Source organism: Akkermansiaceae bacterium, from assembly GCA_024233115.1.
In the GTDB taxonomy this organism is placed as follows: domain Bacteria; phylum Verrucomicrobiota; class Verrucomicrobiia; order Verrucomicrobiales; family Akkermansiaceae; genus Oceaniferula.
The window spans coordinates 527,892-550,716 of the sequence record JACKQB010000001.1 but is presented as its reverse complement, the minus strand read 5'-3'; the positions used below and the strand labels follow the sequence as shown (position 1 = coordinate 550,716).

Below are 22,825 nucleotides of genomic sequence, written 5' to 3'. Positions count from 1 at the left end.
TCCATTCGTCATCGGCCAATCAACTCCAAAAACGGCCACGCCTCAAGCTCTTCCTGATCACGGATGACATCCATGAGCACCGGCACTCCAGTCAGATCTTCGGCGATCCCCTTGTTGGTTATCGCCGCGGTATCCAACTCATCATCGAGGTGATTGAAAACCAACCCGGCGGGCTCGATACCGCTGGCGCGCATCGACTGTACTGTCAGCAAGGTCATATTCAGCGCGCCGAGGCGATTTCCCACTACGAGCACCGTGGGCAGCCCCAGATCCCTGGAAAAATCCGCCACCATGTAGTCTTTTAAAATCGGCACCTGCCAGCCACCGACCCCCTCGACCACCACCACCTCATACTCTGCACCAAGGTCTTTGTATCCTTGCACCAACGGCTCGATGGTCAGCTCCTTGTTTTCAAACATTCCCGCCACATACGGTGCCGCCGGAGTGCGGAGATAACATGGATTGACGCGATCCAGATCCACCGCACCACCCGATGCATTCTGCAATGCGTAGGCATCCTCCCGACCGCCACAGCAAATCGGTTTATACCCCACGGCATCCACCCCCTCAGCCCGGAGCGCTTTGATAATCAACGAGCTTACATACGTTTTCCCAGCTCCGGTATCGGTTCCTGTGACAAATATCCCTTTCATTTCCTATTGCTTACAACCATTCACTCACCCTGCTCGACGGCTCCTGGTTTGGAGCCCCCCAGCGTCTCGTTCTTGATAATATAATCAATCAGAAACCAGATCGCTACCGCTACCATCAAGGTCGCTAGTTTCGCTGGCCAGTTCTTCTTCAGTACGTTCTTCATGAGTCTCTTCCTTGGGTAAAAAGATGGATTCCATTCTCTCACGGAATTCCCGCTCGCTTAAATTCCTTTCAAGCTTGCCATCCACACAAATCGATATCTGCCCGGTTTCCTCGCTGACCACCACAGCCACGCAGTCCGTTTCCTCGGTCACACCGATCGCAGCGCGGTGTCGCAATCCCGTGCTCCGGTCCGCCAGTTCGCGGGAGCTCACCGGGAATACGCAGCCAGCACCGGCCACCCGGTTCTGGGCGATAATCATACCGCCGTCATGTAAGGCCGTTTTGGGATAAAACACCGTTAGCGCAAACTCGGGCGACAAAACAGCATCCAGCTCCACCCCTGTTTCCAAATGCTCCTTGAGTGAAATGGACCGCTCAAAGGCGAACAAGGCGCCGATGCGCTTTTTGGATAATTGTCCGACAGCTTCCGCAAAGGTATCCAGAAACTCGTGTTTCTTCGTCTGGGAAAACATAAACAACTTGCTACTCCCCAGCCTCGCCAGCGCATTGCGTAACTCCGGTTGGAAAATGATGATCAAACCAAAGGCCATCAGCGCGAGCACTTTGGATAGCAACCACCAGATCACATCCAGCCCCAGCACCTGGGACAGCAGCGACAGCACCATCAGCAGCAATACCAATCCCACCAGAATACGGGCACCGCGGGTTTTTCTAAACGCCCGGTAAATCTGGTAGAGCCCAATCCACAAGATCAGAATCTCAATACCGTCGGTCCAATGTTCATACAGAAATTCCATTTCGTGGCGCAATCATAGACCTAAAACCCCTGACTGGAAACTTCAATCTGACATGACAACACAAACCACTTAAAAAAAATCTGTCATTTCTGTTCATTCTGTCTAAATCCCCTGCAACCACACGTTCCATCCGTATGAGTGAAAATAACAGCTTCCAGGAGATCGCCGATGCTATCCGCGCCCACGACTCCTTTATCGTCCTCAGCCACCTTCGCCCCGACGGCGATGCCATCGGCTCCCAGATCGCCCTCGGCCACGCTCTCGAAGAGATGGGAAAAACCGTCCATTACATCAATGAAGACGGCCTGCCCGACAACCTCGCCTTCCTTCCTGGCAGCGATAAAATACAAACGCCGCCAGCCGGGCCACTCGATGTGCAAGTCGCTATCGCCCTCGACTGCGCCACCAAGCCACGACTCGGTGACAAGGCTCTGAACGCAGCCTCCAAGGCCAGCCTCTGGATTAACATTGACCATCACGTTTCCAATCCGAAGTACGGCGATCTCAACCACATCGATGCCTCTTCACCCGCCACCGGACAGATTCTCTACCATCTGATCACCGAGCAGGACTTCCCCTTTTCCGAGCTGACCCGTGACTCGATTTACGTCGCCGTCTCCACCGACACCGGCTCATTCCAATACTCCAACACCACTGCCGACACCTATGAAATGGCCGCCGACCTCGTTCGCCGCGGTATCGATGTCGGCACCATCAATGCCCTGACCTACGATAACAAACCCTACCGACGGATCGAGTTGCTGCGCTCCCTACTCAATACTCTTGAGCTTGAAAACGAGGGCAAGGTCGCCCACTGGGAACTACTCAATGCGGTCAAAGTCGAACACCAACTCAAACCCGAGGACAGCGAGGATCTCATCGACCTCATCCGGGGAATCGAAGGGGTTATCGTCGCCGTTTTCTTTGAAGAGCTTCCCGAAGGAAAAATCCGCGTCTCACTCCGCGCCAAGGACGACACCGTCAACTGTAGCGAGCTCGCGCGGAAATTCGGCGGCGGCGGCCACACCCGTGCCGCCGGCATCCGGATGCCGGGCCCCATCGCAGACGCCCGGTCCAAGGTTCTCGCCGCCATCAGCCAAGCCGTGGCATAATCCTGCCTGCCCACCATAACCTCGTGTGAAGGAGGTCCCCGACCACAATCAACCCACAGCTCCCCAGCCCCGCATTTCACCCCATTTCCCAATGACACAAAATCCACTCCAGACTGACGCACCCTGCGGTGTTCTTCTCATCGATAAAGAACCCGGCATGACATCCCACGATGCCGTCGCCATCTGCCGCCGACAACTCAAGTTCAAGAAAATAGGCCACTGCGGCACGCTCGACCCGATGGCCACCGGGCTGCTGATGCTGGTCATTGGCAAGGCCACCAAGATCCAGGATCTGCTTATGTCCGAGGACAAGGAATACAAGGGCACTCTAACACTTGGAGCCACCACCTCTTCACAAGACAAGGAAAGCGACATTCTCGAAGAAAAGGAAGTCCCGCCATTCACCGGGCCACAAATTGATGCCGCTTTCAACAAATACGTCGGCAGCTTCGAGCAAATCCCGCCAATGGTATCCGCTATTAAAAAGGATGGTGTGCCACTCTATAAACTCGCCCGCAAAGGCATCGAGGTTGAACGCAAACCACGCGCCGTCTATGTCACCGATTACTCGCTCGACCGTATCGTCCTGCCCGAGGTTGACTTCACTGTCAATTGCTCCAAGGGTTTCTACGTCCGCACCTACGCTCACGACATCGGCCAGGATCTCGGCTGCGGTGCCCACCTCTCCGCCCTGCGACGCACCAGGTCGGGGAAGTTCACCGTCGAGGGTGCCATGACCGCCACCGAGCTTAAATCCGCCAGCGCCGAAGACATCCAGAAATCCCTCATCTCTCTCGCACAAATCTCCCTGATGCGCGGCGCTTGACCACCATGGAGTGCGCGAGGCTTGCCTCCGCTTTCTTCTGGGTCGGCTTGCCGAACTCTATTCCGGCGATAGCCGCACTTCCCTCATCCAGCAGCACCAGCACAATGAAACCCCTCCGCGTGTAGCCAGCGTCCCCCCCCCACACACAGCGGGGGCAAGCCTCAGCACTCCAAAACAAAGCCCTACCCTCTTCCAACTTCAAACCAATTACTCCAAACTTATCCCATGGACTACTCCTCCCTCATCGAACAACGCCGTGAACGCTTTGCCGAAGTCGAAAAGCTCATCACCGACCCCGACCTATTCTCCGATCAGAAAAAGGCCACCGAGACCATGCGCGAGCACCGTCGGCTCAAAGAGCTGCTGGAAATGTGGGAAACCCTCGAAACCGCCAGGACCAATCTCGAGGAAAACCGTGAACTCGCCAAGGAGGACGATGAAGAAATCGCGGAAATGGCGAATATGGAGATCCCCGAGCTTGAGGCCACCATCGAAAAACTTTCCCAGGACGTGCAATACGCCCTGCTGCCACGCGACGAAGCCGAAGACCGCGATGCCTTGTTGGAAATCAGGTCCGGTGCCGGCGGTGACGAAGCCGCTATCTTTGCAGGCGAGGTGATGCGTATGTACCAACGTTACGCCGAGCAACGCGGTTGGAAACACGAACACCTTGATTCCACGCCATCCGAAGCCGGCGGATTTTCCAAAGTGGTCCTCAAGATCACCGGTGAGGAGGTGTTCCGTTTCCTGAAATACGAGTCCGGCGTGCACCGGGTCCAGCGGGTCCCAGCCACGGAGACCCAGGGCCGTATTCACACCTCGACGGTCACTGTGGCGGTGATGCCCGAAGCCGAGGAGGTGGATATCCAGCTCAAGCCGGAAGACCTGCACATCCAGGCGACCCGCTCAGGAGGCCCCGGCGGTCAGCACGTCAACACCACCGACTCCGCCGTCCAGATCACCCACCTTCCTTCCGGCATCCAGGTGAAGTCACAGGACGGCCGGTCCCAGACCCAGAACAAGGAAAAAGCCTTTGAAATCCTTCGCGCCAAGCTGTTTGAAGTCAAACAACGCGAGCAAGCCGAGCAATACTCCGCGCAGCGCCGGTCCCTGATCGGCTCAGGCGATCGGTCAGAAAAAATCCGCACCTACAACTTTCCACAGTCGCGGATCACCGACCACCGGATCGGCTTCACCACCCACAACATGGATGGTGTTTTCGACGGCGACCTCTTCGACCTGACCGCCGCCCTGCAAACCGCGGAAATGGCCCAACGCCTCGAAGATGCGGGCATGGAATAAGGGTGACGGCGGTTTGCAACCGCCCCGTCAATGAGCCATGGGGAAACACCCGGGCATGGCGGTTGCAAACCGCCGCCACAGCTACATCTCCTTCCAGCTCCCATCGGCGAGCTGTACCCAGGTACCCTTGGGAGCCGATTTACGGATACTCGCAGCGCGTGTTTTTCCGACAGTTGTGGCGGACGAATGCGTCTTCCCCGCAATGATGGTGTAGACTGCTTTGCGGTCGGCATTTTCAGCGGCAACAAGCTTTGCATCATCGCCACTGAGAGCTTTTCTAGCAGTGAGATAGCCGAGGTTGTTTTCGCCCACGGAGCCGTTTTGCTTCAGCGCAACCACCTGGTTAAGACGCTGCTCCATACGGGCCTTGAGCTCGGAAGCATTGTCGGCCTGACTTGCAGGAGTCCCGACAAAGAAACAGGCGGTGATGGCAACGAGCATGGCAATTGGTTTTTTCATAACAAAAATGGGTGGAGTGAATGGGTTTAGTTAGCGATTTTCTGTTCCTTGGCATCGAGGTCACCAAAGAAATTATCCAGCTCCTTCTGCACCGTGACCCGGACATTGACGTTAATCTCGATGGGTTTGACTTCGATCGGCTCCACCTTCACCTTGGCACAGCTGGTGAAACCAGATACGGCGGCGAATGTGGCAAACAGGGGAAAACAATACGGTACTTTCATGAGCTTCTGGTTACTGGGACGTATCCTAACCCACATTATTCACAATTACAGGCCAAAATCCAACCGATCCCGATGTTTTAACAGCAGATCAAAAAAATCAACGGTGTCGTCGTCCGGTTTAAAGCCATTGATATTGAGATGGATCGGTGGTGATCCCGGCACATGGTGCGCCTGCCCCCGCAGGATCAAGACAATGGCCTTGTCTTGATCCTGCGGATCGAAGAGCCGGATACTCAGCACCTCCAGATCAAGGTTCCGCAGTGAATCCTCGAGCATTTTCATCCTCTTGTATTCTTCCGATTTGGGGTTCAGCCCCGCGCTGAACCTGTCTCCGGCATCGTATCTCAGCCTCCCTTTGGTGCGTGGTGTTAGATACATCCCCCCTTTGCCCGGGCGGATATCTCCGCCCACGCTTTCCATCGGTAGCAAACCATCGATCCGACCAGTGATCGCCCCATTAAAATCAGGAAAAAGTTTGGCCAGCTCCGCAATATCCAATCGTTTTGCCCTGACTTTGAATTGATAATCCTCATCCCCTCCAGGCAGGGTAAATGGATCAAGCCAGACTTCCCCACCCAGGGCATTCACCACGATGTTCCGCAGCTTGATATCACCATCCGGTAGCAGCTGGTAGTCAAGCCGGAGGTTTTTCATCTCCATATCAAAGGCCTTGATCCTGGTCGCGGTGACCCGATGGAAGCCCTTGGTCGATTTTTGTTTCATCGATTCGAGCCTAACATCTCCTTTGAGCCCCTCGATCACCGGACCTTCATCGGCCATGGTCAAAGTTCCTTTATCGATAGCCGCGACAAACACACCATCGAAATCCTTCTCACTCCCCATGCTGAAATCCATCTTCATCGACACCTTGCCACCCAGTTTGTTACCAGCCATGGCGTCGACAAACATGACGGCATTATCGACAGGTTCTTTCAGCTCGGCTTCCTTGATCTCGAATGTCCCGTCCAGCTCCCAGCCGCCATCGACCTCCTTCTGGTTGTGTTGATAGGAAAATGGAATCTTGTTCCCTGCCATCACCGTAGAACCGGAGGCAACCAGCCTGTCCCCCTTCAGCTCGAATCCCCATGCCGTGTTTTCGAGGTCCAGTGTATGATTTTCCTTTTCGCCATGGAGAGTCAGCCCCTTGACGTCTCCGGTAAGCAAGGTTTCGCTCGAACCCAAATTCCCTTTCCCTGAAATCCGCACCGGGGTTTCAGCCTGATGGTGCAAATCGAAATCCAGCGCATCCTTGCTCGCAACACTCAGTTCTTTAGTCGTAAAATCGAAAGTGTAATAACTTGGATCTTTACGCTCAGGATCATCATCAGGTAGCGGGATGATGTGGAGATTGAAGACTCCGTTTACCCCAGACGCTTTCACCTTCCCCCCTTCCACGCTGACTTCGGCGTCTGTTAATTTTGCAGACAAGCTACCTTCAAACGGCTTGTGTGATCCTGTTGAAAACTGAACCAACGCCCGACTCGATCCAATCACAGCAACATGATCGAACACATCCGCCACAGCACTCAGCATGGGAAGATTACGGTCGTGGTCAAACGGGCCAACAATTATCTCCCCATTCATCATCCACTTCCCGGTCTCCTCCTTTATTCCGTGTGCATACTTCACAGGCACTTTAATCCCCTCATTCGTCAACCCGCCTCGAACGATTAATTCACCACCGACCATTTCAAAATCCAGATTGATATCATCCAGATCAACAGCCCGACCGTTATAGGCGCCGATCAACTTCATATCCTTCACCCCGCCTTCTACCCGAGTTGCTTGCTCACCCCAAACCACGCGCACTGCCAAATCAGGAAGTGTATCAGGTTTCAGTTTCAGTTCAAAATCAGCTGACGGGTCCAATGGCAGTGACACCCTATCAAGTTTACCAGAAAACTGAACTTCGCCCGTTCCTGTCGGCTGAACGATCAAAGACATCAGCAGCTCCCTATCGCAGGTCATACTCACAGGCTTATCTCCCCCGTCATATTTCACACCGCTCAGCAGGCCATCAATTTCAAATGGCAAAACCTTGTCTCCTTGGGCACGCATGGTGTGCTTCAGTGTCGCCCCATCCAACGATATTCCTTCTGGCAGCAACGCTCCCTCGTAACCCACCGCCAATTCGATCAAATCGATAAATTTGTTAGTATCCACCACCTTTGCATCGCATTTCCACTCAGCCGATTCCGAGAATGTTTGCAGCAAGGAGTGCAAAATAAAACTCTCCGTCTCAAGGTGCACCGTGGGATGACCCTTATCCCCATCATCAATCGTGAGATCAAGCTCGCTTCGCCATTCCCTGCCATCCCTCTTGAGCCATACATCAACGTCTTCCGCATGCACTTCACCAATCTGATTCAGAGCATCGACCACCGTTTTATACCAGTAAGCTTTGGCATCGGGTTCAACCGACTCATCTTGCTGACCGGCTTCTTCTGGCGCAGAATGAGATTCTTCGGTCGATAAATCGATGACCACCTTAGCATCAATCAACCTGATACCTTCGATTGTTCCACTAAGGAGGTCGGTTGCGTCATATTTCACCTCCAGACGTCTCACCTGCATCGACCACATACCTTCGCCTACGGAAACATCCTCGATCACAGCACTTCGCCAGCCAACGTCTGCCACACGAAGTTCGCTTTGATCCAGTCCGGCGTCTGCAATCTTTTGTCGGATCATGCGCTCGGCTATGCGAGGGAGAAATATCCAAGCTAACAAAACGACAACCAGAAGAAGTAAAACACTAACCAGAATACCCCGCTTGAGCCATCGCCACCCTCGGCGTGGCTTGTCAGCCACAGTCTCATCTGTCTGCTTTTTACTCATCCCGTTTTAATTCATCACTCTGCTCCACTTCTTCAAGTGTCGCAACCAATAGACTGAAAACTTCCGGCTCCATACCACGATCCGGCTCACCTTTGGCACAGCTGGTCAGCCATTTTGTAAGCGCGCTTCGTTGGCTGGCGCCCATCTGCTTGACCATACCTTCCCCACCGCTGAGGAGCTGTTTGTCGCGCCGGCCATGGGCGCGGTTCTGGATCTCACGGAATGTCACCAACAGCCTGTCTAACACGATCCAGGGGAAGTTTTCGTTTTTCGGCGGACCGAGTTCCAATTTCCTCCCTTCGCCACTCTGAAGCTTGACACCTCCGCGGACATCCACTTTCAGATCAGGCAATTCATTGCCTTTGAAAAAGGCGGCCGCAGCTCCGGCAAGTGTGCCTACCAACGTGCCGGCACCATGGGTCAGTCCACCGGTGCCCACGTCGACCGCGACCCCGGCAGCGGCACCAGCAGCACCACCCGCCCACGCGAGCTGACTGCGGGAGAGCCCCCACTTCGACCATGTTTCCGCGGCTTCGAGATCAATGTTTTCAAACCCGAACTCCTCCCAGTCGATTTGGACAAGGTGGTGACGGTAAATCTTGAGCAAGCGATCAACCCCTTGTTTCACCATCGTGGTGACGCGCTGGTAATAGGCCGCCGCCATCTCATCCATCACCCGTTCACGACGATGGGCGACTTCGAGATCACGCTCATCGAGCACGCGTGTCTCTCGAAGCAACATCACCTTTTCAAGCACATCCACGATGACCTCGGCACTTTCCTCTCTGCGCTGCCGCCACTCGTCGTCGAGGAAACGGATGGTCGATCCAATTACGCCCGCGTGTTCCTCGTCAATTTCCAGGAGCGATTTCAACAGCCTTCGCCGCTCATCGAATCTGGCGTGATGGGCGTTAAAGGTTCTCACCAAATTGAAGTAACTGCCGAGTCGATCCCTCCAAGCTCGCTCATGATCATTGGTATCCTCCTTGGCATTCAAGAGCGCCATGCGGCGGCGTCCTGTCCATCGCAGGATTTCCATTTCGGCGATAAACTCATCACGCAAGGGTTTGCTGGGGTCAATGATATAGAGCAGGCCTGCCCCGTCCACCAAGGGACCTAACAACAGACATTCATCATCAAACTCCCCCGATTCTTTGTTTTCCGCCACGAAGGTTTTGACCGCCTCAAGCCCCGGAGGGCTGTGCCCGGCAATACGTTGGATCTCGCGCATGGCTTCGATGGGTCGGGAAAAACCGGGGGTATCGATGAAGCGGATACACTCCTGTCCGTCGAACTCCAGGGGAAGCACCTGGCATTGTGTCGTTTCGCCCGGCGTGGCACTGATACGGATAATCCGGTCGTCATCCACTTCCAGCAAAGTCGCTAACACTGAGGACTTGCCCATGTTGACTTTGCCCACGACGGCAAAAACGGGCACGTCCTGGGCAGGAGGTCTTGTATCACGGTCACTCATTCGCACGGCAGTCTAGGCAGGGTAGGACAGCTTTGCAAGCCGTCGGCAGAATTGGGATGATTATTCCCTGGGGTGTCGATCCCGCGCCTGCGGGACGCTACTTTCTGAAGTGAAACACCTCAGCCTCACTGTCCCGGAGGCCATCGACAAATGCCGACCATTGTTTCAGCTCCTCATCATTTCCTAACACGAGGTATCGTATCATGTGATCAGCACCGATGGCTGAGCGGACTTGGGCATGATGGACGGCCATTTGTTTCGGACTCAAATTCCAACCTTCCACTAAAAACACCACACCCATCGCGGCATCGCGGGCAGCTTGCAGCGCTTTCACCTCACCTTCCTCGTCCAGGGTTCCCAGTGAGTAACGTGCCTCCGGATTGACGCGGAGCTTCTGCAGGCAATACGGGCGCAATTCGCCGGTCTCTATTTCCAATCCCCCGACATCAAGGATCACCACCCCATCGGCCTGGCCCGATTTTACTTCGCCCCGCTCAACGTTGGTCGCTTCCCTCCATAGCGAGCGGTGATGGGATTCCTGGAAATCGAGACCCGCTAGAACCCTTCGCTCCATCCACCACGCGCCAAACCACATCAGCAGTCGGGGTAACAGTCCATAGATGACGAGGGATACAAAAAAGAAGATCGACCAATCCAGGTTTGCCTGTTGCCTTGGAGAAACCGAATGAGCCAATCCTGCGAAAAACCGGTACAGGTCCGGCTTCGCGCCAAGCCGGGTCATTTCCACGGTCCGCTCTCCCGGCAAATGCTCACCCGTCGGCCACGACATGACCCGGGTCACCTGGTTCAGGCTTTCCTGGCCAAACTGCGGCAATGAGGTCTCCCAGTAGTAGCCGACATTCAGAAACCAAAGGCACCCGAACAGGCCGACTAACAAACCCACGTTATACCCGACTCCACCAGCCTGCAACAATCGGGTGAGCCGCCAGGCCAACACACTGCGCCCACCACTAACCCGGCGCTTCAGTTGGGTCCAGACGGCGGAATCCATCCTCCCTCCGCTCGCCTTTCTGACCAACCACTCGATGCCACTTTCAAAGATCGTCAGCGAGCCCGACCATTTCCGCCACAGCCAGTATCCTGACACTCCAGCCAGAAGAAAACACCACTGCAAGCCCAGTGTCACCGCGAGCAAAATCCATACGTTGTATCCCCTCGCCTTTGCCGTGACATGCTCTAGTGCCACCGGGTCATCCACCCGGGTAGCCACGGTGCCCTCCGGGGCCGCAACCAACTGCCATTCCACATAGGTGAACTCTGTTAGCAAACCACGGACCACCCCCACGCCTATCAGAAACATCACCACCGCGATGACCACGCTGAGCATTCTGGCGGATGCTGTCACCCTGGCTCCAATCGACACCTCACCCCGCACATCCTCCAGCATCCATCGCAACCCCAGCCTGCGGCGCGCTTTTTCGGTGCCGGGAGCGGCAGACTCCACCTCCTCCCTCACACCAGCGCGCCACGCCTGTTTCCATGGTTTGATATTTCCCAGCAGGGCTTCGAAATCGACCAAATCAGCCAGACTCCAGCCGCTTTTCTTCCTCACAGGATTCACAGCGGCAGTCTTATCCAATTACCCCACCGCGACAAACAAATCAAGATATCAAGATATGTAGATTTGTTCTTGTTTTCTCGTGATTTGCACCTAGATTCACGCCGCCGAACGACATTTCATTCTATTTCAACCCTACATACATCGATCCAAACCATGCCAAGACCAGACGCGACCACCGAACTCACCGCAGCTCTCGAGCAACGTATCCTGATGCTCGATGGAGCCATGGGAACAACGATCCGTGGATATGGATTGAAGGAGGCGGACGCCCGGGGCGAGAGATTCAAGGATGCGCCCAAGGATCTGCTGAACAACGGGGATATCCTCACCCTGACCCGACCCGATGTCATTCTGGATATTCACCACCGCTTCCTCAAAGCGGGCTCGGATATTATCGAGACCAATTCCTTTTCCGGAACGTCGATTGCGCAGTCGGAGTTTTTTGTCGAGGACCCGCGCGAATCCGGCGAGGGGCGGAAAGATCCTGATTTCTATCAAAAAGTGCTCGATAACGAGTTCCTCAAGCAGCTCGCCTGGGACCTCAATGTGGAATCTGCGCAACTGGCACGCAAGGCATGTGACGATGTCACCGAAGCCACCGGGGTAAAACGCTACGTCGCCGGCTCTATCGGACCGATGACTGTGGGTCTGAACAACGCCGCCGTGGACCCCGATGATCCGGGTTTCCGGACGGTGACATTTGATCAGGTCTACGAGGATTACAAACGCCAGATTCTCGCCCTTGTGGAGGGTGGTGTGGATATCCTGATGGTCGAAACCATTTTCGACGCCCTGAACTCGAAGGCCGCCCTTGTTGCCTGCCAGGATGTTTTTGAAGAAGGTGGCTTCAAGCTCCCCATCATCATCTCCGCCGCTGTCGGCAGAGGAGGGGAAACGATGATCTCGGCACAAAAAGTCGAGGCCCTCTGGAATGCCGTGGCACATGTCAAACCGCTTGCCGTGGGACTGAACTGCTCGCTCGGCCCCGATGAGATGCGCCCGTTTATTTCCGAACTCAGCCGGGTGGCTGAAAGCTTTGTCTCCTGCTACCCGAATGCCGGTATGCCCGACCCGCTGGCGCCAACCGGTTTTCCGTTTTTACCCGATGACATGTATGACAAGCTGCGCGACTTCTCCGAGGCCGGCTTTATCAACCTCGCCGGTGGTTGCTGTGGCAACACACCCGAACACATCGAGGCTATCGCCCGCGCCGTCAAGGGAGTCACACCGCGCAAACGCCCGACCATCGAGCCACTGCTCCGACTCTCCGGAACCGAAGCGTATAACCACTCGGCCGATAAAAACTTCCTCATGATCGGCGAGCGCACCAACGTTGCCGGTTCACCTGTTTTCAGGAAAATGATCCAGGAGGACCGACTCGAAGACGCTCTCAGTGTGGCGCGTCAACAGGTTGAAAATGGTGCCCCGGTGATCGATATCTGCTTTGACGACGGACTGATCGACGGTGTCGAAATGATGACCCGTTTCTTGAACCTTGTGCAATCGGAGCCCGACATCACCAAGGTGCCGATCACGGTGGATTCATCAAAATGGGAGATTCTCCATGCTGGCCTGAAGTGTCTTCAGGGCAAGGGCATTGTCAATTCCATCTCCCTCAAGGAAGGTGAGGAGGCATTTAAATCCCACGCCCGCACCATCATGAAGTTCGGCGCCGCAGCGGTCGTGATGGCCTTTGACGAAAATGGCCAGGCCGCTTCCTACGAAGAGAAAATCCGCATCTGCGAACGCGCTTACCGCGTTTTAGTCGATGAAGTGGGATTCAATCCGCAGGACATCATCTTCGACCCTAACATACTTACCGTCGCCACTGGCATTGAGGAACACAACAACTACGCCGTTGATTTTTTCCAAGCCACCAAGTGGATCAAGGAGAACCTCCCCGGAGCCAAGGTTTCCGGCGGCGTCTCCAACGTCTCCTTCTCCTTCCGTGGCAACAACCCGGTGCGCGAGGCGATGCACTCCGCCTTCCTTTACCACGCCGGTAAGGCGGGTATGGATATGGGTATCGTCAATGCCGGCATGCTGGAAGTCTACGATGAGATCAAACCGGAGATGCTTAAACACGTCGAGGACGTACTGCTCAACCGTGACCCGGGTGCGACTGAACGGCTGCTCGACTTTGCGGAGCAATTCAAGGGTGTTAAAAAGAAAGCCCAGGAAACCGATCTCAAGTGGCGTGAGCTGTCGGTGGAAAAGCGCCTCGAACACGCGCTTCTCCGGGGTATCGATACGTTTATTGTCGAAGACACCGAGGAAGCCCGGCTCAAGTACAAGATTCCGCTCAAGGTCATCGAAGGTCCGCTGATGGATGGCATGGGGGTTGTAGGCGACCTCTTTGGGGCCGGGAAGATGTTCCTGCCCCAGGTGGTGAAATCAGCCCGTGTGATGAAAAAGTCCGTTGCCCACCTCGAGCCGTTTATGGAGGAGGAGAAGCAGATCAAGATCACCTCCATCGCGGCAGCGATGATGGCAAAGGACAGCTCACTGACCGAGCATCATGCCCGTGAGGAAGCGGAGAAATCCATGACCGCCGGTCGTATCGTCATGGCTACCGTCAAAGGTGACGTGCACGATATTGGCAAAAACATTGTCGGCGTCGTCCTCGCCTGCAACGGCTTCGATGTCATCGACCTCGGGGTCATGGTCCCCTGCGAAAAAATCCTCGAGATCGCCGCTGAAAAACGCGCCGATGTCATCGGCCTCTCCGGCCTGATCACTCCATCACTCGATGAAATGGTCAATATCGCCAGGGAAATGGAACGACGCGGACTCAAGACCCCTATTTTGTTAGGAGGTGCCACAACAAGCCCGGCGCACACCGCCGTGAAAATCGCCCCGCACTACAGCGGCCCGGTCATTCACGTACTCGACGCCTCACGCTCGGTTCCCGTGACCACCGCACTGCTCAGCGAGGACGGGCATGACAAGCTGGTCGCTGAGAATAATGCTAAACACAAAAAGCTCAGAGCCAATTTCAACAACAAGGACAAGGCTACTGTTAGCCTCGAAAAAGCGCGTAATAACGCCCCTAAGTTCAACTGGGACGACTATCAACCTGCCCAACCTGAATTCACCGGCACCCGGGTCATCGAAAACCAGTCGCTCCGTGAGTTGGTTGATTACATCGACTGGACCCCCTTCTTCCATGCCTGGGAACTCCGCGGTGTTTGGGACAGGGAAACCCAAACCCTAAAAACCAGGAATGCGGAGGCAGCGGAAGTTGCCCAAAAACTCTACGCCGATGCCCAGGAACTGCTGGAAGACATCATCGAATCCAAACGGTTCAAAGCCAAGGGCATCTATGGATTTTTCCCCGCCTATTCCGAGGGCGACGACATCGTCCTACCCGATCACGGCGTCACCTTCCACACCCTGAGGCAGCAGCTTGAAAAATCCTCCGGCAAACCCAACTACGCGTTGAGTGATTTTGTCCGTGACGGCGGTTTGCAACCGCCAAGTCAGACGAGGCGGTTGCAAACCGCCGTCACAGACCACATCGGTGGCTTTGTGGTGGGTATCCATGGTGCAGACGACTGGGCTGCGGAGCTGCGGGAAAAACATGAAGTGGACTCCGCCATCATGGTGCAGGCCATTGCCGACCGTCTGGCCGAAGCCTTTGCCGAACTCCTGCACCATCGTGCCCGCGTCGCATGGGGATATGAACGTCCTAACGAGTTTAACCACAACGAGCTGATCAAGGAGATCTACCGGGGTATCCGCCCGGCTCCAGGTTATCCGTCCCAGCCCGACCACACGGAAAAGAAAGCCCTGTTTAAACTACTGAACGCCACCCAACAGACCGACGTCGCCCTCACCGAATCCTGTGCGATGCACCCTGGCGCCGCCGTTTCGGGTCTGCTTTTCTCCCACCCCGAAAGCAAGTATTTTGCCATCAGCGATCTGCAGAAAGACCAGGTGGAAGACTACGCCAAACGCAAGGGATGGACCATGGATGAAGCCGAAAAATGGCTCGGCCCGTGGCTCGGCTACTAACATCAACCATACGGTAGAAAAGCTTGATATGCTCTGTCGGCATGCCCCGTCCCGGTCATGTTACACATAAGGCAGGGCATCCGCCCGGGCGTCGATAGCGGCCTCGTTCCCCAGCAGCTCGGCAATTGGGTCCCAGCGGGCGGACAGCAGTGCCTCGCGTGCGGAATCCGGCATCGTGACAGGAATGGATGTTTCCCCGTAACGCACCGTCATGGATTCGAGGTCGATGTTGATTTTCAGCTTAGGCTCAGCCTCAACAGCGGCAGCCATGGTTTCGATCTGCCCCATCGTGGCGCAGACACACGGCATGCCTATCCCTGTGGAATTACCAAAAAAGATCTCGGCAAAACTCACTGCGATGATGGCGCGGAAACCGGAACGGTAAATCGACTGCGGTGCGTGCTCACGCGATGAGCCGCAACCAAAGTTAGGTCCGGCCAGCATCACGGAGGCTCCCGCAAAACGCGCATCATCAATCGGGTGACCCAGTGGGTTTCCCCCGCCATCAAAACGGACGTCATAAAACAAACCTTCCGCGAGGTCGTCGAAGGTGATGCACTTCAGGAAACGTGCGGGGATGATGCGGTCGGTATCGATATCCGCACCCGGGACATAGACCGCCGTGCCGGCAACTTGCTTGATAGATGGTATGGACATAATGCGGGGGAGTTGAAATGGATGTTAGTGAACGGAAAAGACTTCACGGGCGTCGGCCAGTTTTCCTTTGACGGCGGCGGCGGCGACCATCAGGGGGCTCATCAGCACGGTGCGACCCGTGGGGCTGCCTTGTCGGCCCTTGAAGTTTCTGTTCGATGAGGAGGCGCAGAGTTGATCCCCCTGTAATTTGTCGGGATTCATCGCCAGGCACATCGAGCAGCCTGCGGCACGCCATTCGAATCCGGCGTCGGTGAAAATCCGGTCGATCCCTTCTTTTTTACATATCGCCGCAGTGATTTGCGAGCCGGGCACAGCGAGGGCTGTAACCCCCTTGGCAACCTTGTGACCTTTAAGATACCGCGCCACCTCACGGAAGTCGGAGATCCGGCCATTGGTACAGGAACCGATAAAGGCGACATCGATGGGCGTCCCTTTGATCGGAGTGCCGGCAGGGAGCTTCATGTAGGCCAGGGCCTCCTCGATGGAGTTCCGTTCTGCCTGACTGTTCGCATTTTCAGGATCGGGTATCGTTCCAGAGATAGCGATCCCCTGATCGGGTGAGATCCCCCATGTCAGAGTTGGCTCGATCTCGGCTGCGTTGATATGGACGACGTCCTCGTAGCGGGCATCAGCATCCGATGCATACGACTCCCAACGCTTGACGGTTTCGTCCCATTGTCCATCGTTGGGGGCATAGGGGCGGTTTTTCAGGTATTCGAAGGTTGTCTGGTCCGGATTGACATAACCGCAGCGTGCCCCCCCCTCGATGGACATGTTGCATACGGTCATACGCTCTTCCATGGTGAAGTGATCGAAGACACTGCCACCGTATTCGTAGGCGTAGCCGATACCGCCATTGGCACCTAACAAACGGATGATATGCAGTGCCACATCCTTGGAGTAAACACCTGGCCGAAGTTCGCCGTCGACGTTGATTCGACGGACCTTGAGTTTCTCCATCGCGATGGTCTGGGTGGCCAGCACGTCGCGCACCTGGGTCGTGCCAATCCCAAAGGCAATCGCACCGAAGGCACCATGGGTAGCTGTGTGGGAATCCCCGCAGACAATCGTGGTCCCCGGCTGGGTGATCCCCTGTTCGGGCCCCACGATGTGGACAATGCCTTGCATACCGGATGCGAGGTCGAAGTAGGTGATACCAAACTCCTCAACATTTTTACGGAGTTCGGTAATCATGGCATCCGCCAGCGGATCTGCAAAAGGGCGTTGTTGGCGGTCGGTGGGCACGATGTGGTCGACCGTGGCAAACGTCCGGTGCGGGTATTTCACCGGCAGGTTCAGATCACGAAGCATGCCGAAGGCCTGCGGGCTGGTGACCTCGTGGATCAAATGTGTGCCGATAAAGAGCTGGGTACGTCCGTCTGCGAGCGTGCCAACCGTATGCTCGTCCCACACTTTTTGATATAAATTCCTCCCCATGATATTTTCCCCCATGATGCGTCGATCTTTGTGAGCGAACGCATAACCTATTTCACCCGAAATGCAAATGTGGATTCCCTCGGGTTTATTTTCGCCAAAGTACACAAGCTCTAAGAAAACACTGGCCTCCGGCGTCTTGATGGTATGAGAACCGTTTGTTGGGCATTGGTTTCAGCCTGCTTGCTCATGGGCTGTCACAAAGCGCCCCCAGGCAAACCGCCTCCTGCTTCACACAATCCGGCCATGCCGCATCTGCCGGTAGCATCGGCGGCCCATAAGATCCAGGGAAAGCAGGTTCATTTCATCGAGGTTCAGACTAGCCACCTTGGATGGAACGTCCAGGGAGGAACAACGACGGATGACCTTGAGAAAATTGAAAACCAGATCAAGGCAGCCCGAGAAAATTTTCATAGTCAGGGGCACAACCCCGTTGTTCTTATCGAGGCCGACGAAGGGCTTGCGTTCAAGAAAGTGCGTGCTGCGATCCGCACAGCCGCGAAGGCGGGGATCGATGTATTTCTTTTTGCCGTCAGGCAACACCCGATGCACCCGGACGCCTTGGAGTATGCGCTGGCTTTCGATACGCAAATCTCCATGGGTTACGGATGCGGTCTGCCCGTCATCGCATCCATGTTGATCAAGGTGGATCGACATGGTTGGGTTTATGTGCATAGCGGTCCGGGACAGGAACTGATCAACGCAACTCCCGAGTCGCATGAATTACCCGGCTTAAGGCAGCGGATCCAAGCCTATCAAGCTGTCGCCCGTGCAGGTGCACAAGAGCCCGTGTTCCAGGTATGGATCGATGGGGAGGCGCCGTATCAACGCTACATTGATCTGATCAACCTGTTGCGCAGCCACGGAATTGAGCGTGAAATATATGTCGATCTGATGGAGGACACAGGGGGAGTGACCGGTTGCAAACTCCCCTCTCCACCTGCCCCCCCACGGCTACCACGCGCTCCCAGGATAAGCAACCCCATCACCGAATAGCCGGGCCTGATGGTTCTCACCTACCCCTTGAAAACAGTAGACGGGAGCCGGATCGCTCCGACTCCCGCCCGTGCCCTCCTCTGGGGGGAGGAGGAACAACAACGCACGTTCCCGAAGGAACACCCTAATAGATTCACGGGAATTGCCCAGGGTCACAGAAAAGAGTCAAAAAATAAAAAAGGGGCGGAAAACCTGTTTCCACCCCAGATTTTTACGTACTATTGCGTAGCGTTCGGCCCCGGTATCTAGGATGCACTACGGCCCCGGACAGGCTCGGTGATCAGCTTTTCGTTGGGGACGATGACGAAGCCGCCGTCGGCGCGCCTGAGCTTGGTGGTCACCGGTCCGACTCCGGATACGGTCATGTTTTCGCCATCGAACTCAATCTCAGTGCCGACCTTGTAAATATCGCGCGAGTAGACACCGGAGACGATGCTGTGGGCCATGCCTTTGAGGCCCAGTCCGAGAGCCAGCGCCAGGGCGAGGCCGAGTGCGGCGAGGATGATCTTCACCGTGGCATTCAGCAACTCGGTCTGGATGTTGATCTTGGCCAGGGCCACCGTCAGCACGAGGATGAAAATAAAGCCGAAGATGATCTTGGAAAGTGTCCGGGCGTATTCGAGCCCGGCTGCGTCCAGTGCGTTGAAAACGGTGTTCTTGATGATGTCGGCGACGACAAAGCCTACCAGCATGATCAGCGCGGCGGTGATCGCGTTTGGCATGAATGCGATGATGCTGATGACGATGTCCGAGATATCCTTGATCGATGCCTCTTGCGCCGCGATCTTGATCACAAAGAGCATGGTCACCCAGAACAGCAGCTTCGCCAGGAAAGCACCCGGAGCTGCCTTGATGCCCGCACGCTGGAGCACACCCGTGACACCGGAGCGCTCCAGTAAATTATCAACCCCGAGCTTGGCAAATGCCGCGGTCACCGCCTTGGCCATCAACTTGGCAAACACAAAACCGAGGAAAAGCAGGACCGTGGCCAGCAGGATCTTGGGAATAAATTCCGCAAAGTCCTCGGCCATTTTAATGAGGGCATCCCTGATGTTCTCAAAAAAGGTCGTAAAGGTAAATTCGGTCGATCCCGCCAGCGAGGGGGCGGTAGCGGGTGTTTCAGTCGCAGCGGCTATCAGGTGCATTGTTTTACGCGTTGTTCAGGTTTCAAATCACTTGGAATTTTTTTTGGGGGGGGAGGGGCAGCACAACCGGCCCCAGGGGACATCAGGCTTTATAATCCGTTTCCGAACGCCCCACACAGCCTGTAGCCACGGCCATCATGCCGGCTATCACAGCGGGGAAACCCTTGAAAATAAACGAGGTCGTGTCCTTGACCACACATTCATGCATGGCCCGCTCGATCACCGCGTCCACGCGTCGCATGTCGGGAACATGCGCAACATCCTCGCTCTGGATCAGACCCGCCTCTTTGAAAAGAAGGTGGATCTGGGCCTCGTCGATGGGTATGGCGTCAGCTGGGGTCATGATAATCTGGGTGGCTGGTTCGTGGCTGGGGAAGAGGGTAGCTCAGTCGGGGCAACGGGAGCCGCTGGCAGGTTCTTGCCGGTGCGTTCGTAGGCCTCCTTGAACGACTCAAGGGCGCGGTAGTAACGCATCTTGGCGGCTGAGACACCAATGCCTGTCACATCGGATATCTCCTGCAGCGTCATGCCTGATATGAATTTATAGACGATGATTTCCTTTTCCTTGGGTTTGAGTTTATTGAGGGCTTCCTGGATACGGGCACTTTTTTCCGAGGAATCGGCACCTTCAAAGCTGGCGACCGGCAGATCCTCCTTGGCATGTTCCTCGTAGGCTTCCTGCACTTCACGCTTTCTTATAATCCTACTGATGCGGTTACGGCAGTAATTGTGCACAATTTTATAGAGCCAGGTCTTGAATGCGGCCCTCCCCTGGAACTGGTGGATCTTGTGAAACACTTGTAATAACGAGTCTTGCGCCACCTCCTCGGCATCCTCACGGGAGCCTAAAAATTTCATGCACAGATTGTAAACGAGCCCCTCATAGCGCTTTACGAGTTCCCGGTATGCGGCAAGGTCGTGGGGTAACTGGTCTTGGCACAGCTGGACCAGCTCTTCATCCGAGAGCTTGTCCAAATCCGCTTCATCTGCGGCAGAAACAATGCGTAGAGGCTTGGTCACGTTGTTGTGAAACTGGTGAAACCCTAGCAGCCAAGCAAAAAGATACCAGTCTTTTAGGGGGATAATATTCCATGCGCCGCCTTCATTCGCCTTAACCGGCCAGGCCCACTTATCCCGGTTGGCTCCTGCTAGAAAAGCTCATCCCCGGCACAGGTGTCGCCCGAAGCGGGCTCGACAGATCGAGCTGGAAAATGGGCAAGCGGAGTCACCAGGCTGGCGGGCAATGGAAATTGCCGTTCCTGGATTCCGGGTGCAAGTTCGGGCGAGCTTTCGTATCCCATGCGCATCATCTCATACTTGGCATCCATGTTGTCGATGTAATGCAGTGCCATCGCTTCGGGGGTCCGGGGCAAGGTCGGCGACCCCCACTCGTGGGTGCCATGGTGGCTGGCGATAAGGTGCAAGAGGTGCAGGTGAACCTCTTCGGTTGCGGGTTCAAGCTCCCCCCAGCCTTTTGCGACCGGCTTTTCCAACAAATCGCGCCAGAGTTTGTTCACTGTCTCGATCCCCAGCGGAATGTGGCCCAACATCTCACCGTGCAGATTGAACGGTTGGGTAAACCCTGCTTCGGGATAGCTGTTTTCCCACATTTTCCCACAATCATGAAACAGGACGCCGGCCACCATCAGGTCCCTGTTCAGCTTGGGGTAAACCGAGCACATCGCCTGGGCCGCACGCATCATTTGCGCAACATGTTCAACCAAGCCACCCCGGCGGGCGTGGTGGTTTTTCCGGGCCGCGGCGCTCCGGCGAAACCGGTCGCCATACTGCCGGACAAATTCGGCGCAGACTTCATTCAGCCGGGGGTCGGCGATGCCATTGAGCATCAGCTCGACATCCGCCCAGTCGGCATCCTGCCGCGCCCTTGTTTCGGGATCACCTGCCAGAAAGTCCGCGCCCTCACCTTCGTTGAGCAGGCGCATGTCCCACTTCGAGGAATCGATCCCATACTGGTTCTGCGTCCACTCGCCGCTGAACCGGAGCAAGGTGCCGTCGGGAAGCTCCTGGAGTGCACGGAACTGGGGCCTGTTTTCCCAGACCTTGAGTTTCATGTCACCGGTGCCATCGACCAGTGTGATCTCGTAGTAGGGTTTCCCCGTTTTCGTCTCGCGTTCAGCCTTGCGTTCAAGCTGGGCGTCAAAGCTGGCGACCAGCGGGTCTGCGCCGGTGCTCAGCCTGAGTTGGGAAATCGTAACATGCTTCACGGGCCCCAGCGTAAACTGTAAGCCCGTAGTCTCAAGCCCGGATTTGTTTCCGGTAACGAACTAGGTGGGATCTTCACCGTAATTGTTCAGGCCGAAGCTACCGCGGAGGCAACCACATTCGACAAATGCCCAGATCCCCCCCACAAAAGGAATAAAATTCACCAGGTACATCCAACCGGATTTATCACGGTCATGCCAGCGTTTCACTTGCAATGCCATGGATGACCAGATCAGCGGAATGTATAACCCAAGCGCGATGGCGATGGTGATGTTGGACTGCTCACCGAAAACCACTGAGGCAGCAATCACGATGGCATAAAAAATTCCGACGACCAAAAACGTGTAACCCCAGTACTGCCTGCGGGGGATTCTTCCTTGGAAAGAAAACAGCATGGCCCAGAAGCCGGGCTTGGCCTGTATGCCCGCTGCCATGCCCAGGTTCGCCTGCGGGGTGCTGTAGGGATTGACTTGCGCCGGAGCCGACTGCGCAGCCAGCGGTGCAGCCAGGTTGGCCTGGGCTTGTTGTGGCGCGGGTGCCGGAGCCGACAGGATACCGTCCACGGCTGATGCGGCCAACCAGTCGGCCATCCCTTCCGACCAGACCAGGGTCCGGGCTGTTACCAATCCGTTGGAGACATGCCCCTTGATCTCCTCAATGGGCATGGGTCCTACCTGTTGTCCCCCGCCGTCCACGTAATACCACTGCTTTGGTGCGTTCATGGCTGGATTAAGTTGGAATTACCCGGTTATTTCAACTCAATTCCTCAACCAATTAGGGAGGTCGCTGATGACTTCCGCCTTTGCAATGTCTGCCGACGACACCCTGGATCACTAACATCATGACAAGACCTTGTGTGGTATGTAATGGTCCGTAGCTTGGCCCAAGAAAAGCTCTGACACCATTTACCCGAAAACCCCGCCTCCTGATATGCGGAGGCAGGGTTTTAAAGTGTTGGTTGGGAT

At 55.6% G+C, this 22,825-nt stretch carries 19 protein-coding genes; 5 read left to right on the top strand and 14 right to left on the bottom strand.

Annotated features, from left to right (window positions below; all coding sequences use genetic code 11):
• Positions 1-8: 8 nt before the first annotated feature.
• On the bottom strand, positions 9-653 hold the full coding sequence (gene bioD, locus H7A51_02315; protein ID MCP5535049.1) for a dethiobiotin synthase: 645 nt from the start codon (positions 651-653) through the stop codon (positions 9-11).
• An 84-nt stretch (positions 654-737) separates the two neighbouring features.
• Positions 738-1,574, bottom strand: a complete 837-nt coding sequence (locus H7A51_02310; protein ID MCP5535048.1) for a TIGR00159 family protein — start codon at positions 1,572-1,574, stop codon at positions 738-740.
• A 134-nt stretch (positions 1,575-1,708) separates the two neighbouring features.
• Between H7A51_02310 and H7A51_02305 the strand changes: the two genes are divergently transcribed.
• The 3 genes from H7A51_02305 (at position 1,709) to prfA (ending at position 4,814) form a co-directional block, all read left to right on the top strand.
• Complete coding sequence (locus H7A51_02305) at positions 1,709-2,686, top strand: bifunctional oligoribonuclease/PAP phosphatase NrnA (GenBank protein ID MCP5535047.1); 978 nt, start codon at positions 1,709-1,711, stop codon at positions 2,684-2,686.
• A gap of 91 nt (positions 2,687-2,777) precedes the next feature.
• Positions 2,778-3,512 carry a tRNA pseudouridine(55) synthase TruB gene (gene truB, locus H7A51_02300; GenBank protein ID MCP5535046.1) on the top strand — a complete coding sequence of 245 codons (735 nt, stop codon included), beginning with the start codon at positions 2,778-2,780 and terminating at the stop codon, positions 3,510-3,512.
• Positions 3,513-3,737: 225 nt separating this feature from the next.
• The gene (gene prfA, locus H7A51_02295; GenBank protein MCP5535045.1) at positions 3,738-4,814 is read left to right on the top strand and encodes a peptide chain release factor 1; all 1,077 of its coding nucleotides are present in this window, start codon (positions 3,738-3,740) and stop codon (positions 4,812-4,814) included.
• A gap of 81 nt (positions 4,815-4,895) precedes the next feature.
• Here the strand turns inward: prfA and H7A51_02290 are convergent, their stop codons facing one another.
• The 5 genes from H7A51_02290 to H7A51_02270 all read right to left on the bottom strand — a co-directional run bounded on the left by H7A51_02290 (position 4,896) and on the right by H7A51_02270 (position 11,391).
• Positions 4,896-5,273, bottom strand: coding sequence for a YdbL family protein (locus H7A51_02290; GenBank protein MCP5535044.1), 378 nt, complete (start codon positions 5,271-5,273; stop codon positions 4,896-4,898).
• Between the two features lie 26 nt (positions 5,274-5,299).
• A complete protein-coding gene (locus H7A51_02285) occupies positions 5,300-5,497 on the bottom strand; it encodes a YnbE family lipoprotein (GenBank protein ID MCP5535043.1) in 198 nt (65 codons plus the stop codon).
• 45 nt (positions 5,498-5,542) lie between these two features.
• A complete protein-coding gene (locus H7A51_02280; protein MCP5535042.1) occupies positions 5,543-8,188 on the bottom strand; it encodes a YdbH domain-containing protein in 2,646 nt (881 codons plus the stop codon).
• A gap of 139 nt (positions 8,189-8,327) precedes the next feature.
• Complete coding sequence (locus H7A51_02275; protein ID MCP5535041.1) at positions 8,328-9,809, bottom strand: GTPase/DUF3482 domain-containing protein; 1,482 nt, start codon at positions 9,807-9,809, stop codon at positions 8,328-8,330.
• A 97-nt stretch (positions 9,810-9,906) separates the two neighbouring features.
• On the bottom strand, positions 9,907-11,391 hold the full coding sequence (locus H7A51_02270; protein MCP5535040.1) for a DUF2868 domain-containing protein: 1,485 nt from the start codon (positions 11,389-11,391) through the stop codon (positions 9,907-9,909).
• A gap of 153 nt (positions 11,392-11,544) precedes the next feature.
• On the opposite strand from H7A51_02270, the gene metH reads away from it, so the two are divergent.
• The gene (metH, locus tag H7A51_02265) at positions 11,545-15,405 is read left to right on the top strand and encodes a methionine synthase (GenBank protein MCP5535039.1); all 3,861 of its coding nucleotides are present in this window, start codon (positions 11,545-11,547) and stop codon (positions 15,403-15,405) included.
• A 60-nt stretch (positions 15,406-15,465) separates the two neighbouring features.
• On the opposite strand, the gene H7A51_02260 is transcribed toward metH, so the two are convergent.
• Together H7A51_02260 and leuC are read right to left on the bottom strand one after the other, a co-directional pair.
• Entirely contained in the window at positions 15,466-16,062 is a 597-nt protein-coding gene (locus H7A51_02260) for a 3-isopropylmalate dehydratase small subunit (GenBank protein MCP5535038.1), read from the bottom strand.
• Positions 16,063-16,086: 24 nt separating this feature from the next.
• A complete protein-coding gene (leuC, locus tag H7A51_02255) occupies positions 16,087-17,499 on the bottom strand; it encodes a 3-isopropylmalate dehydratase large subunit (protein ID MCP5535037.1) in 1,413 nt (470 codons plus the stop codon).
• A 243-nt stretch (positions 17,500-17,742) separates the two neighbouring features.
• On the opposite strand from leuC, the gene H7A51_02250 reads away from it, so the two are divergent.
• A complete protein-coding gene (locus H7A51_02250) occupies positions 17,743-18,492 on the top strand; it encodes a hypothetical protein (GenBank protein MCP5535036.1) in 750 nt (249 codons plus the stop codon).
• A 245-nt stretch (positions 18,493-18,737) separates the two neighbouring features.
• Here the strand turns inward: H7A51_02250 and H7A51_02245 are convergent, their stop codons facing one another.
• From H7A51_02245 to H7A51_02225, 5 genes are all read right to left on the bottom strand, one after another.
• Positions 18,738-19,637, bottom strand: coding sequence for a mechanosensitive ion channel (locus H7A51_02245; GenBank protein ID MCP5535035.1), 900 nt, complete (start codon positions 19,635-19,637; stop codon positions 18,738-18,740).
• A gap of 82 nt (positions 19,638-19,719) precedes the next feature.
• Positions 19,720-19,980 (bottom strand): hypothetical protein, encoded by a 261-nt coding sequence (locus H7A51_02240; protein ID MCP5535034.1) that lies wholly within the window; start codon positions 19,978-19,980, stop codon positions 19,720-19,722.
• Positions 19,977-20,657: a sigma-70 family RNA polymerase sigma factor gene (locus tag H7A51_02235; protein ID MCP5535033.1), complete on the bottom strand. Its 681-nt coding sequence runs from the start codon at positions 20,655-20,657 to the stop codon at positions 19,977-19,979. Before H7A51_02235 ends, H7A51_02240 begins: the two co-directional genes overlap by 4 nt.
• A gap of 128 nt (positions 20,658-20,785) precedes the next feature.
• On the bottom strand, positions 20,786-21,862 hold the full coding sequence (locus H7A51_02230; GenBank protein MCP5535032.1) for an HD domain-containing protein: 1,077 nt from the start codon (positions 21,860-21,862) through the stop codon (positions 20,786-20,788).
• Between the two features lie 60 nt (positions 21,863-21,922).
• Complete coding sequence (locus H7A51_02225) at positions 21,923-22,582, bottom strand: DUF805 domain-containing protein (protein MCP5535031.1); 660 nt, start codon at positions 22,580-22,582, stop codon at positions 21,923-21,925.
• Between the last annotated feature and the right edge of the window lie 243 nt (positions 22,583-22,825).

Excerpts from the sequence above, each read along its gene's own strand:
- bioD (MCP5535049.1), bottom strand. The coding sequence starts at position 653 with ATGAAAGGGATATTTGTCACAGGAACCGATACCGGAGCTGGGAAAACG.
- H7A51_02310 (MCP5535048.1), bottom strand. The coding sequence starts at position 1,574 with ATGGAATTTCTGTATGAACATTGGACCGACGGTATTGAGATTCTGATC.
- H7A51_02305 (MCP5535047.1), top strand. The coding sequence starts at position 1,709 with ATGAGTGAAAATAACAGCTTCCAGGAGATCGCCGATGCTATCCGCGCC.
- truB (MCP5535046.1), top strand. The coding sequence starts at position 2,778 with ATGACACAAAATCCACTCCAGACTGACGCACCCTGCGGTGTTCTTCTC.
- prfA (MCP5535045.1), top strand. The coding sequence starts at position 3,738 with ATGGACTACTCCTCCCTCATCGAACAACGCCGTGAACGCTTTGCCGAA.
- H7A51_02290 (MCP5535044.1), bottom strand. The coding sequence starts at position 5,273 with ATGAAAAAACCAATTGCCATGCTCGTTGCCATCACCGCCTGTTTCTTT.
- H7A51_02285 (MCP5535043.1), bottom strand. The coding sequence starts at position 5,497 with ATGAAAGTACCGTATTGTTTTCCCCTGTTTGCCACATTCGCCGCCGTA.
- H7A51_02280 (MCP5535042.1), bottom strand. The coding sequence starts at position 8,188 with ATGATCCGACAAAAGATTGCAGACGCCGGACTGGATCAAAGCGAACTT.
- H7A51_02275 (MCP5535041.1), bottom strand. The coding sequence starts at position 9,809 with ATGAGTGACCGTGATACAAGACCTCCTGCCCAGGACGTGCCCGTTTTT.
- metH (MCP5535039.1), top strand. The coding sequence starts at position 11,545 with ATGCCAAGACCAGACGCGACCACCGAACTCACCGCAGCTCTCGAGCAA.
- H7A51_02260 (MCP5535038.1), bottom strand. The coding sequence starts at position 16,062 with ATGTCCATACCATCTATCAAGCAAGTTGCCGGCACGGCGGTCTATGTC.
- leuC (MCP5535037.1), bottom strand. The coding sequence starts at position 17,499 with ATGGGGAGGAATTTATATCAAAAAGTGTGGGACGAGCATACGGTTGGC.
- H7A51_02250 (MCP5535036.1), top strand. The coding sequence starts at position 17,743 with ATGCCGCATCTGCCGGTAGCATCGGCGGCCCATAAGATCCAGGGAAAG.
- H7A51_02245 (MCP5535035.1), bottom strand. The coding sequence starts at position 19,637 with ATGCACCTGATAGCCGCTGCGACTGAAACACCCGCTACCGCCCCCTCG.
- H7A51_02240 (MCP5535034.1), bottom strand. The coding sequence starts at position 19,980 with ATGACCCCAGCTGACGCCATACCCATCGACGAGGCCCAGATCCACCTT.
- H7A51_02225 (MCP5535031.1), bottom strand. The coding sequence starts at position 22,582 with ATGAACGCACCAAAGCAGTGGTATTACGTGGACGGCGGGGGACAACAG.